The 11,821-nt window shown below is 59.1% G+C and carries 11 protein-coding genes and 1 pseudogene; 6 read left to right on the forward strand and 6 right to left on the reverse strand.

Annotated elements, in window-relative coordinates:
* Nucleotides 1-61: 61 nt before the first annotated feature.
* Nucleotides 62-169, forward strand: a pseudogene (locus FRZ40_RS44780) (IS6 family transposase); the annotation flags it as partial.
* A gap of 201 nt (nucleotides 170-370) precedes the next feature.
* On the opposite strand, the gene FRZ40_RS41805 reads toward FRZ40_RS44780, so the two are convergent.
* On the reverse strand, nucleotides 371-1,261 hold the full coding sequence (locus FRZ40_RS41805; RefSeq protein ID WP_147238195.1) for an NAD-dependent epimerase/dehydratase family protein: 891 nt from the start codon (nucleotides 1,259-1,261) through the stop codon (nucleotides 371-373).
* Between the two features lie 444 nt (nucleotides 1,262-1,705).
* Here FRZ40_RS41805 and FRZ40_RS41810 point away from each other — a divergent pair, with 444 nt between their 5' ends.
* The 4 genes from FRZ40_RS41810 to FRZ40_RS41825 all read left to right on the forward strand — a co-directional run bounded on the left by FRZ40_RS41810 (nucleotide 1,706) and on the right by FRZ40_RS41825 (nucleotide 6,018).
* Nucleotides 1,706-2,662 (forward strand): ABC transporter permease, encoded by a 957-nt coding sequence (locus FRZ40_RS41810; protein ID WP_147238573.1) that lies wholly within the window; start codon nucleotides 1,706-1,708, stop codon nucleotides 2,660-2,662.
* An 86-nt stretch (nucleotides 2,663-2,748) separates the two neighbouring features.
* Nucleotides 2,749-3,723, forward strand: coding sequence for a sugar-binding protein (locus FRZ40_RS41815; RefSeq protein WP_147238196.1), 975 nt, complete (start codon nucleotides 2,749-2,751; stop codon nucleotides 3,721-3,723).
* Between the two features lie 85 nt (nucleotides 3,724-3,808).
* The gene (locus FRZ40_RS41820) at nucleotides 3,809-5,311 is read left to right on the forward strand and encodes a sugar ABC transporter ATP-binding protein (RefSeq protein WP_028370861.1); all 1,503 of its coding nucleotides are present in this window, start codon (nucleotides 3,809-3,811) and stop codon (nucleotides 5,309-5,311) included.
* A 47-nt stretch (nucleotides 5,312-5,358) separates the two neighbouring features.
* Nucleotides 5,359-6,018 carry an aspartate/glutamate racemase family protein gene (locus tag FRZ40_RS41825; RefSeq protein WP_028370860.1) on the forward strand — a complete coding sequence of 220 codons (660 nt, stop codon included), beginning with the start codon at nucleotides 5,359-5,361 and terminating at the stop codon, nucleotides 6,016-6,018.
* Here FRZ40_RS41825 and FRZ40_RS41830 read toward each other — a convergent pair.
* On the reverse strand, nucleotides 6,015-6,800 hold the full coding sequence (locus FRZ40_RS41830; protein ID WP_147238197.1) for a Crp/Fnr family transcriptional regulator: 786 nt from the start codon (nucleotides 6,798-6,800) through the stop codon (nucleotides 6,015-6,017). The genes FRZ40_RS41825 and FRZ40_RS41830 overlap by 4 nt on opposite strands.
* A gap of 694 nt (nucleotides 6,801-7,494) precedes the next feature.
* Between FRZ40_RS41830 and FRZ40_RS41835 the strand changes: the two genes are divergently transcribed.
* A complete protein-coding gene (locus FRZ40_RS41835) occupies nucleotides 7,495-7,755 on the forward strand; it encodes a DUF2971 domain-containing protein (RefSeq protein WP_147238198.1) in 261 nt (86 codons plus the stop codon).
* A 380-nt stretch (nucleotides 7,756-8,135) separates the two neighbouring features.
* On the opposite strand, the gene FRZ40_RS41840 is transcribed toward FRZ40_RS41835, so the two are convergent.
* The 4 genes from FRZ40_RS41840 to FRZ40_RS41855 all read right to left on the reverse strand — a co-directional run bounded on the left by FRZ40_RS41840 (nucleotide 8,136) and on the right by FRZ40_RS41855 (nucleotide 11,758).
* Entirely contained in the window at nucleotides 8,136-8,960 is an 825-nt protein-coding gene (locus FRZ40_RS41840) for a 3-oxoadipate:acetyl-CoA acetyltransferase (protein ID WP_147238199.1), read from the reverse strand.
* Nucleotides 8,961-9,041: 81 nt separating this feature from the next.
* On the reverse strand, nucleotides 9,042-10,247 hold the full coding sequence (locus FRZ40_RS41845; RefSeq protein ID WP_028370856.1) for a benzoate/H(+) symporter BenE family transporter: 1,206 nt from the start codon (nucleotides 10,245-10,247) through the stop codon (nucleotides 9,042-9,044).
* A 16-nt stretch (nucleotides 10,248-10,263) separates the two neighbouring features.
* The gene (gene catC / locus FRZ40_RS41850; RefSeq protein WP_028370855.1) at nucleotides 10,264-10,542 is read right to left on the reverse strand and encodes a muconolactone Delta-isomerase; all 279 of its coding nucleotides are present in this window, start codon (nucleotides 10,540-10,542) and stop codon (nucleotides 10,264-10,266) included.
* Nucleotides 10,543-10,630: 88 nt separating this feature from the next.
* Nucleotides 10,631-11,758 carry a muconate/chloromuconate family cycloisomerase gene (locus FRZ40_RS41855; RefSeq protein ID WP_147238200.1) on the reverse strand — a complete coding sequence of 376 codons (1,128 nt, stop codon included), beginning with the start codon at nucleotides 11,756-11,758 and terminating at the stop codon, nucleotides 10,631-10,633.
* Nucleotides 11,759-11,821: the final 63 nt, after the last annotated feature.

An 11,821-nucleotide genomic window follows, 5' to 3' on the forward strand; every position in this document is an offset into this window, starting at 1 on the left:
CGCGAAACACTATAGCGTCGACCCCGAGATTACGTGATGAAATCACGCGCGGTTTGACTGCGTCATCCTGTCAGGCATTGAGACAATGCATATGATCAGGAAAGGCCAGATAAAGGGAGGCCGCGTTACCCGAACCGCTGCCGACAAATTCTATTCGTTGTTGGCATAAGGACTTCTTGGCACGGCGGAACTTTCCTGCCTTGCCGACCTTATCGCGACACAACCCGTTGCGGACCTCTGCGATAGAGGTTTGCAACGGGCTCGATGCCCCGCAGCGTGGGCGTGCGCCGCAAAATTTCGCGGCGCGCAGAATAAACAATCCAGCTGCGAAGCGGGTGAAGCAGCTGGGATAGGTGAATTGACGTGGCTCTTACTTCGCCTGATCGCGCCAGTAGTACTTCTGCTTCCAGCCGAGCAGGCGCTTGAGTTTCTCGTTGCTCAGCAGCGTCTCGAACTCACCGAGCTGCTTCTTCACCGGCACTTCCGGATAGAACCGATTCAGCAGTTCCGCCGTCGGCAGATCGGAAGATACGTCGTCGGCGGCGATATTTATCACCTCGAAGCCGAGGCCGTCTTTCTCTATACCAAGGCGCGCCGCTTCAGCGAGATCGCGGCCGTCAATATAACTCCATGCGATGCGCTTGCGCAGCGACGGGTCCTTGTTCCACGTCGTGAACTTCGCATAGTCTTCCGGATCCAGCACGTTGCCGATCCGGAAGCAGTACAGGTCGGCGCCGGTGCGCGCATGAAACGCCTTCGCAGTCACTTCGTTGATCACCTTCGAAGTCGCATAACTGTCCAACGGGTCGACGGGATACTGCTCGTCGAGCGGGAAGTACTGCGGATTGCGGTGCCGGTGCGCGAACACCACGCCGTAGGTGGTTTCGCTCGATGCAACGATCACCTTGCGGATGCCAAGCTTCGACGCAGCATCCAGAATATTGTAGGTGCCCATCACGTTGATGCGGAACACCTCATTGTCGGTGGTGACCATGACGCGCGGAATTGCCGCGAAATGGACGATCGCATCGATCGGCTTCGGCTCAAGGTCGGGCACGAATTCGGTCGGCGCAGTGCTCGACGCGAGCGCGTTGAACACCTGGCCTGCATCGGTGATATCGGTGATCAGCGTGCGCGCGGTGCGCTTGGGCATCGGCACGCGGTCGAGATTCAGCACTTCGTAGCCGTGCTCGACCAGATTTTCGACGACCCATTTACCGGCGAGTCCGCTGCCGCCGGTCACAATCACTCGCTTCGTCATGCGGTTTGCTCCTTGAAAGAATGTCAGAGGGGCCGGATGTGTGTCGCGTGTCTAGCCGGCGGACCTTGCCGATAGCTTAATGAATTTGTGCGGCACGTTTCTGTGACGGACGTCATAGTCGGCATCGCCGCGCGGGTTCGATGCGCGATTTGCGGGTTGCGGCGGCACTTTTCGGCGGTTCTTTCGCCTGTTCCTGTCTCGCAGCCAGATTGCATGCGTATTTCAGTGGCACGTCAATCGCACTGCAGCAATCACTGATCCCGGGACAACCCCAATAGGTTTGTATGACGTCCGTCACAGTTTTGCGGCGCGCTCTCAACCTATGATCGTCCACGATGTCGAGCGCTCACGTTGTAGTGGGCCCACTGCGATATCCATGCGCGACGCCGAGGAGACTATCCGTTGAGAGCCCTTTCTTCGAAAACCGACGTGCCCGCTTTGCCGATGCCGCTCGCGTTGCTGCGCGCTTGCGTCAGGGTGCGCGAATTCAACATCTTCGCTGTGTTGATTCTGGTCGGCGTACTGATCAGTCTGTTCTCGCCATACTTCCTGACGACCAACAATCTGATGGGCGTATTCCGCTCGTTTTCGCTGACGGCGATCATGGCAGTCGGGATGATGCTGGTGATCATTACCGGCGGCATCGATCTGTCGGTCGGGTCGGTGATGGGACTGTCGTCGCTGGTGACCGCGCTGTCTTTCCAGCACGGTCTCGGCGCAATGGTTGCCGTTGCGGCGGGACTCGCAACTGGCGTTGTAGTCGGTGCGTTCAATGGCTTTCTTGTCACGCGTGTCCGGTTGCCGCCGTTTATCGCGACGCTCGGCACGCTGTCGATCGGTCGAGGCTTGATGTACATCATCACTAAAGGGGTCCCGCTCACGCCGGATGTCCCTGAGAGCTTTACGTTCCTCGGTCAAGGCTATCTCGGCTTTATCCCGTTCCCGGTCGTAGTGATGACGGTGCTTGCGGTGTGTTTTTCGATTGTGATGCGGCGCACGCGCTTCGGCCGTCATGTGTATGCGACGGGCGGTAACGAAACTGCCGCCCGGCTAAGCGGCGTGCGCACAGCGCGCGTGAAGTTCACCGTCTATGCGTTGTCCGGCGCGATAGCGGCGCTGGCAGGCGTGCTCGCGTTTTCGCGATTTGTTTCGGCCGAGCCGGCCGCGGGCTTCGGCGCGGAACTCGACGTGATCGCGGCCGCCGCGATCGGCGGCGCGAGCCTGTCGGGTGGTGTAGGCAGCGTCGAAGGCGCGATTATCGGCGCGGCGCTGGCCGGCATCATCACCAATGGCGTGGTGCTGCTCAATATCGACACCTATGCGCAGCAAACCATCACCGGTTCCGTGATCCTGATTGCGGTAAGCATCGATATCTGGCGGCTGCGCTCTAAAGGGCGCTAAGGCCGCAGGCGAGGTCTGGCGCATGCGCCAGGCTGTCTTGTGACTTTCCAAATTCCTATAAACCGACGCATTCTGGAGACACCATCATGCAACGAACCCTGACTCGCGCGGCCCGTGCGCGCAGCCTGAACGCATTGCTCGCGGTATCGGCCGTAGCGGCGCTCTGTGCGCTCCCGGCCGGTACTGCTCACGCGAAAGACGCAAAGGATATTTCGGTCGCGGTGATTCCGAAAGTCGCGGTGCCGTTCTTCGACGATTGCAATAACGGTGCGAAGTCTGCTGCGGACAAGCTGTCGGTCAATTATCAATGGGTGGTGCCGCAAAACACCCAGGGTTCGACGCAGGTGCAGATCATCGAAGACCTGATCTCGAAGCACGTCGACGGCATTGCGATTTCGGTGAACGAGCCAAAGTCAGTCGAAAGCGTGATGAAGCGCGCGGAAAAGAGCGGCATCAAGGTGCTGACCTACGATTCGGATTCGCCTAATAGTGGCCGCTCGATGTATATCGGCACCAGCAACGAATCGGCGGGCGAGACGATGGCCGAGACGATGGGTAAGGCATTGAACGGTCAGGGCGATGTCGCGATCGTCACCGGGCAACTGGGCGCGGTGAATCTGAACGAGCGCATCGCCGGCATCAAGAAGGGTCTCGCCAGATATCCGGGCATCAAGGTCGTCGAAACGCAGGGCACTGACGACGATCTGGCGCGCGGCGTTTCAGTGGTCGAGACCACGCTGCGTGCGCATCCTCAATTGAAGGGCGTCTTCGGTGTGAGCCAGGTCGGCGGGCCGGCAGTTGCAAAGGTATTGAACACCAAGGAGTTCGGCGCGATGAAGGGCAAGCTCGAAGTGATCGCGTTCGACGATCTGCCTGACACCGTGAAGGGCGTCCGCGATGGCTCGATCCAGGCAATCATGGTGCAGCGCCCGGTGACCATGGGCAAGCTGGCTGTCGAGCATCTGGTTTCGCAGATCCAGGGCAGCGAGAAGCAGGCGAACGATATCGACACCGGCGTGACCGTGGTGACAAAGAACAATCTCGGCAGCTATACCAAGTAACCGCAGGAAGGAGCTGCGCCAGGTAGCCGCGCGGGCCGACCACGCGGCAAGCACAACCCGCCATGCCACCAGCCAGGGACCGCCGATGAAACCTTTTCTCGAAGTGCGCGACATCTCGAAGACGTTTCCCGGTGTGCGTGCGTTGGACCGCGTAACGCTTGAGATCGCGCGCGGCGAAGTGCTGGCGCTGGCGGGCGAAAACGGTGCGGGCAAGAGCACGTTGATGAAGATTCTCACCGGCGTGCTCGAACCTGATGCCGGCGGCGAAATCCGCATCGAAGGCGAACCGGTGACATTGCGCGACGGTAATCATGCGCGCGCGTTGGGCATCGGCATCATTTATCAGGAACTGTCGGTCGTCGAAAACCTGAGCATTGCCGAGAACATCTTTCTCGCGCGCGAGCCGCTGACCCGTTTCGGCATGATCGACCGTGCGCGGATGAACGACGCGGCGCGCACTCTGCTCGAAACGATCGGCATGCGCGTCGATCCGCGCGAACAGGTGAGTCGCCTGAGCGTCGGGCAGAAACAGATGGTCGAAATCGCCAAGGCGATCTCATGCGATTCGAAGATCATCATCATGGACGAGCCGACTGCGTCGTTGAGCCATCACGAAACGCGCATTCTGCTAGACCTGATCAAGCGGCTGCGGATGCAGAGCATCGGCATTGTCTATATCTCGCATCGGCTCGAGGAACTGTTCGAACTGGCTGACCGCGTGACGGTGCTGCGCGACGGCGCAACCGTCGGCAGTGCGCCGATGGCGGAGGTTACCCGCGAGTGGCTGGTGCGCAAGATGGTCGATCGCGACCTGAACGAACTGTATGCGGTGTCCGCATCGCATGCGACACGCGAGATCGTGCTCGAAGTGCGCAATCTGGAGCTTCGCTCACACAATAGCGTGCCGGCGCGCATTCGCGACATCAGCTTCGCTGTGCATCGCGGCGAGATTCTTGGTATTGCGGGGCTGGTTGGCTCGGGGCGCACCGAGATCATGGAGATGATCTTCGGGATGCGGCCGAAGAGCGGCGACGTGCTGATCGCCGGCAAACTCGTGGCGATCGACAGTCCGCACGATGCAATCGCCAACGGCATCGGCTTCGTCACCGAAGACCGCAAGGGGCAGGGCCTGATAGCCGGCATGAGCGTGCGCGAGAATTTCAGCCTGACGCACCTCGAAACCTACTCGCCGTTTCAGTTCGTGCGACGCATGGCCGAAGACGAACGCTGCCGCGAATTCGTACGCACGCTTGGCGTCAAAACGCCAACCATCGAACAGAAAGTGATCAACCTGAGCGGCGGCAACCAGCAGAAAGTCGTGCTCGCGAAGTGGGTTGCTCGCAATCCGCGTGTGCTGATCGTCGACGAGCCGACCCGCGGTATCGATATCGGCGCGAAAGCGGAAGTGCATGCTCTGCTCGGGCGGCTTGCCGCGCAGGGCATTGGGATCATCGCGATCTCGTCGGACCTGCAGGAAGTGCTGGCGATCAGCGATCGCATTCTGGTGGTTCGCGAAGGGCGTCTGAACGGTACATTCGGGCGCGCAGATGCAACCCAGGAGCGAGTGATGGCGGCGGCAACCGCATAAAGTCCCGCCGCAACGGTCTGTTTATTCAACACGGAGCTTCAATCCAGATGGCCACGATAGTCGTAGTGCATACCGGTCCGGTGACGGTTCAGCCGCTCAAGGATCAATTCGCCGCGCAATTGCCGGATGTGCGGATGATCAATATTGTCGACGACAGCCTGCTGAACGACGTACGCAGCGCCGGACACCTGACACCTGAAGTCACGAGCCGACTGTATTCGTATATGTCGAACGCGCAGGCGATGGGCGCGGACTTTATCCTGAACGCGTGCTCGTCAGTCGGCGAAGCGGTCGATACGTTGCGCGGCATGATCCGTACGCCGATCTTCAAGATTGACGAAACCATGGCGCAGGAAGCGAGCCGGCTCGGCACGCGGATCGGTGTGGTGGCCACCGTGAAAACCACACTTGAGCCGACCGTGCGGCTGATCCGCAAGAAAGCCGCCGAAGCGGGCCGCGAGATCAGTGTGGTCGAGCGCGTCGCCGAAGAAGCGTTCGCCGCGCTCCTGGCCGGCGATGCGGAGCGTCACGACGAAGTGCTCAAGCACGCCATCGTCGCACTTGCCGAAGAAGTGGACGTGGTGGTGCTCGCGCAGGTGTCGATGGCGCGGCTCGTACCGTCGCTCGGCCAGACGCGCGTGCCGGTGCTGTCCAGCCCGCAAAGCGGCGTGGCGACGGTCAAGGCCGCGCTGTCAGACACGCACTAAGCACGCACCACCGGCGTCCTGTACGCATGATGGGCCGGCTGCACGCTGCTGGCTACAGGCTGTGCGGTGCTCGCGGCGGCGAGCGCCGCTGTCATCCCCGGCAGAAATTGCGCGACGAACGCGGGTGTCAGCACGACCTTGCGTTCGTGTGTATCGACGAGGCCTTCGGCTTTGAGATCGCTGAAGTGGCGGTTCACCGATTCGCGCGACGTGCCGATAAATTCCGCCAACTTGTCCTGCGCGATCGACAGGTCTATCAGCACCGCGCCGCCCGCTCCGCCATGCATGAACGGTGCGCCGATCTGGTTGGCGAACATCGCGAGAATATTGACGAGGCGCTTGCGCACGTCGTGCAGCGACAGATTCTCGATCAGCTTTTGCGCTTCCTGCCAGCGCTGGTGATGGCTGCGCAACACGAACTGGTTGATCACATGGTAGCGCTTGAGCAGGTCTTTGAAGTCTGCCTTACGGATATAGCAAATGCGGCTTGCGGCGAGTGTCTCCGCATAGTGTGAGTAGCTCGCTTCGTTGAGCACGTCGCCGTCGCCGAAGATCATGCCGGCCTTGATAAATGACAGCGTGATTTCCTGGCCTTCCTCGGTGAGCCGATAGAGCCGCACGTGACCGACCTTCAGCAGGTACACGTATTCGCTTTGCTCCTCAGGGCGATAGATCAGAGCGTTCTTGCGCAGGCTGCGGTGATCGCTGAAGGCCGGCATCACCTCTTCGAGGCAGTTGCGTTCGATCAACGCGAGAAGCTCGCTTTTTCCGACAAACCACATCGCTTGTCTCCTTGTGTCGTGCCGGCATTGCTGCAAAGGAACAAATAAGGCGGCAACGCGCCGGCGTCTGATTGCCAGATATTCTAACCAGCATATTGTCGCGCCGCTGAGCTTTGCGCGTCGATGCGCACTGCGTGGCGTAAGCGGTCTGTCAGGCACGCCGTGGTTCGATCCGGAGAGGGTTGCGTGCGCCGCGCTTTATCCGGCGAAACGCGGGCCGGCAAGTCTTTGATGCCTGGCGCGTCGCGAGGTTGAGGGTCGATTATTCATACAACGCGCGTTGCGCGTTCGTGCCAAACTCGGCGAGACAGTTTGGATAACTGACGCCGTGAAGAACCCATTCGTCGGCGGTTTCGACCAGTGGGCAGGGCCCCTTTTTCAATTGATGTACGTCACGGGATCATTCGTAGTCTCAACTGGATTAGCCGGGTTTGACTTCATCCGGTAGTGGACGTCCCGGGCGTTCTCGCCGTCGTGCACACTCTTGAACGTAGCGTCGAGTCAACGTCTGAAGTTTTGTCCCACTGTCTCTCCAACCGGCAGCAACGGCACTGCACGGCCCAGTCACGTCGTTTGTCTCCACCTTTCATCTTAGGGAGGTCGGCTCACATATTCAGGTGTTGTAGTTGGTCTCGATGCGACAATTAACTTCTTCTTTCCCACGCCGGAAGACCCGAAAAACTGTGGTGAGCTGATGAACGTGTTGTCCACGGACACGACTCCCGTGGTCTACGTAGAGCCAGGTCAGTTGGACATCCAGAAGGAAGTCTTTTTTACAAAGACCTCAAAGTGGTCGTATGAACGAGAGTGGCGCACCCTCAAGTATCTGACGCAGGCCGATGAAGTTCCGCCCGTTGAAGGCAACGAGGCGATTCATCTGTTTTTGGTGCCGATGGCAGCGGTGAAGGAGGTAATTTTTGGGAGCGAGGAGGAAACTAATTCTGGCGGTGGTTGAGCGCGGCTCGGGGAGCTTGCGCGCGGGCTGACATTTCCGAGACCACGTTCCTGGAGGACAGCCCGTGCCAACACCCCAAAAGGACGGTTTCTTATCTAAGGGAGTGCGACTTCACACGACAGCGCATGCTAACGGGCGACGACCGACAACATCTACCCCGTCCCAGAGATCGCGAGCCGTTGGTGAAGCAGCGCGAAGGATGCCGGTAGGCGTACGACGCTGCGGGCCCTTTGCCCGCGCTGCTGCCGATGGCTCCGCTGCTTTGCCGACCATCTGTTTTGAAGCTGAGCCCCCGGCTGCACACTTGTGCAGATTCACGGGCGCTGACTGGTAAGCTCGCACGACAGTTCTAAGGGGAGGACGCGCTGTTAGCCGCGCTTCTAGCTCAGATTCAGGATTTCGCGAGCCTGGGTTGCGCTCGCGACGGGGCGACCATACTCCGTGCAAAGCTCGGCCACCTGGCGCACAAGCGCGGCATTGGACGGGGCGAGCGTATTCTTGTCCATCCGCACATTGTCCTCTAGCCCGGTGCGACAGTGCCCTCCGAGTTCGAGAGACCAGCGAGCCATCGTCAGTTGATTGCGTCCGATGCCGGCGCCGGTCCATGTCGCATCGGGCGAAAGGCGCTTGAGGGTTTGAACGTAGAATTCAAGCACTTCGCGATCGACAGGCATTGCGTTCTTGATGCCCATCACAAACTGGATGTGAAGGGGACCCACAATCGCGCCCGCTGCCTGCATCGCCGCGGCCTGGAAGATCATCGACAGGTCAAAGGCCTCGACTTCGGGCTTGATGCCATAGACTTTCATTTCGGCGGCGAGCCAGTCGACCAGGTCCGGCGGATTGTCATAGACACGTGTGGGGAAATTGACCGAACCGGTTGCGAGGGATGCCATATCAGGCCGCAGTGATAGCATGGCACCTCTCTCATTGCCTGCTCCGGAGCGACCACCGGTAGACACTTGGGTGATCATGCCCGGCGCGTGCTTGCGAATGCCTTCGAGCACCAGCGCGAAACGATCGGGATTTGACGTGGGAGTTTCGTCATCGTTGCGTACATGGAGATGGACTAGAGTCGCCCCGGCTTCGAATGCCGCCTGGGTCGATTCAATTTGCTCATTCACAGTGATAGGCACGGCCGGATTGTCTTTCTTGCGGGGCAGTGATCCCGTGATCGCAACGGAAATGATGCAAGGCTTGTTCATGCGTGAACTCATTAGTTTGGGTAGGGGGAACGGGGTGACGAAATTTCAGACTACAGTGTTGCCATAGGTGAGGGCCGCTCGTCATCGCTTATGTCCAGCTCGTCCAAAAACGATGTGAGCAATGATTCCAAACACGATCCCCCAGAAGGCAGAGCCCAAGCCGAGAAAGGTCATGTTTGATGCCGTTGCGACGAATGTAATGAACGACGCTTCACGATGGGCTTCGTCTTGTACCAGCCCGACTATGTTTGTCGCAATGGCACCGAGCAAGGCGAGGCCAGCGAGCACGCCGATCAGCGCATTGGGAAGAGCAGCGAAGAGCAGAACGACGGTCCCCGCGAGAGTGCCCCCTATCAGATAAAAGACTCCGTTTGCGATACCTGCGATGTAACGGCGGTTAGCATCGGGGTGGGCGTCAGGACCGGTGCACAGGGCCGCAGTGATAGCAGCGATCACAATTGTGATTCCACCGGTGCACGAGATAAGCATTGACGCCAGGCTGGTCGCGACAAGAACGGGGCGACTCCGCGTTTGATAACCTGACGCTCGCAAAATTGCGAAGCCGGGCAGGAATTGCCCGGTCAGACTTACGATAACGAGGGGTAACGTCAAACTCACGGTCGACTGCCAGGTCCACGTGGGCATCGTCAACACTGGGCGGGTAATCTGCAGACTGACGGTTTCCAGATGCGTCAGGCCGAGCATGATCGCCAGCGCGCAGCCGGTCGCCAACACCAGAATGAGGCAGTACCGCGAAGCCCATCGTCGAAAAACGATGTAGCTAACCAGCATGCCCAGCGCGAGCCAGGGATTGATAGCGACGGACTTGAACACAGTGGTGCCGAACTGAAAGAGAATGCCTGCCATCATTCCGCAGGCGATCCCTTGTGGGATACGCTTCACGATCTGGTCGAAGAGACCGGAAACGCCAAGCGCAAAGATGCATACGGCGGCGATGATGTAGGCGCCGATTGCATCGCTTACCGGCATACCCGGGAAGAGCGTAACAAGCAGCGCAGTGCCAGGGGCGGACCACGCGGTGATGATCGGCTGCTTCATCCACCAGCTCAGTGCGATTCCAGAGATGGCGGCGCCCATCGAAATGGACCAAACCCACGATGCGATGACGTGATTGTCAAGATGAGCGGAATGTGCCGCCTGGAAGAAAATTGCGAGCGGGCCTGCATAAGAAATGATAACCGCGAGCAGCCCTGCGGTCACCGCCGATACAGACCAGCCCCCGTCCGAGGCGGTCGACGTCAACGTGACATCCGTGTCGTGAGCCATGGAAACGTGCGTAGTGCTATCGAATGGAGGACGGGTGATGCGCTAGCGGGGTGACTTGCATTTGCATGTACGGAAACAAGGGCAGTCCCGACAGGATCGTATGCAACTCGTCATGCGAGTCAACGTCGAAGACACTATAGTTCGCATACTCGCCGACGATGCGATGCAATTGCTGCCACTTTCCTTGCCGCTGAAGCTCCTGCGAGTATTCCTTTTCGCGAGCTTTGATTTGATCGGCCTGGGTAGCGGGCATGTCGTGCGGCAAATTCACAGTCATCTTGACAAGGTAAAGCACAGTCTTTCTCCAGAAAGGTGTGAATCTCCTGCTGTTCGGAGGCAGGAGAAGACAGAAACAGTTGACGATGAAGGCTTCGTGCGTTCGATCAGTGTTGCTTGTCGCGACGATAGAAAGCGAGCTTTTCTTCGTCGATTTGAAGACCCAGACCCGGACCCTCCGGCATATGCAGATCGAAATTGCGATACTGTGGGCGCTCAGTAACGATGTCGTCTTTCAGCAGAAGCGGCCCAAACAGCTCAGTGCCCCAAGACAGTTGCGGGAGCGCGCAAAAACCGTGCGCCGATGCGATAGAGCCAATGCTGCCTTCGAGCATCGTCCCGCCGTATAGGGATACGCCAGCAGCGTCGGCGATCGCAGCGGTCCGCATCATCCCGTAGATCCCGCCAGACTTCGCGATTTTCAATGCGAAGACGTCTGCGCAGGCATGGCTCACGAGTTGAAGCGCATCTTCGGGCCCCGTCACGCCTTCATCGGCCATGATCGGCACGATGAAGCGAGCAGCGAGACGCGCAAGCACGCCATGCTGCTCGCGCGGCGTAGGTTGTTCGATAAGGTCGATGCCTGCGGCTTCGAGTGCCTGTATTCCCAGTGCTGCATCAACTTCGTTCCACGCCTGATTGACGTCGACTGTGACCTTGGCTCTGTCACCGAGTGCAGCTTTGATCTTCGATACGTGCGCCACGTCATCGCGAACGCTACGGCGACCGATCTTCAGCTTGAATGTGTTGTGACGGCGTTCTGCAAGAAGCATCTCTGCTTCCTCGATGTCACGTTGCGTATCGCCGCTCGCGAGAGTCCAGAGAACCGGCAAAGTCTTCCGAACCGCGCCGCCGAGTAGGGTGGAGACGGGAACCCCCAGTCGCTTTCCCTGAGCATCCAGCAGCGCCGTCTCAATCGCGCATTTGGCAAACCGGTTCCCACGAGCGACCTTGTTCAGTTTGAGCATTGCGCTGTTGACATTCGTCGCGTCTTGCCCAATGAGTGCCGGAGCAAGGTAAGTGTCGATGGTCAGCTTGATGCCTTCGGGGCTTTCATCGCCATACGACAGGCCGCCGATCGTAGTAGCTTCGCCAATGCCTTCAATGCCGTCGCTCGTACTCAGACGAACGATGACCAATGTTTGTTGCTGCATCGTCGCCATCGCAAGCTGATGGGCGCGAATCGTCGGTAGGTCGACGAGAATTGCTTCGACGGAGGTGATTTGGGCGTTCATACCTGGAATGTTGGAGTTGACGGGTTGCTGAAGTATTGCCCGCCCGCTAACGACGTGTCCAAC

Origin of the sequence: Paraburkholderia azotifigens (genome assembly GCF_007995085.1) — a bacterium.
Taxonomy (GTDB): domain Bacteria; phylum Pseudomonadota; class Gammaproteobacteria; order Burkholderiales; family Burkholderiaceae; genus Paraburkholderia; species Paraburkholderia azotifigens.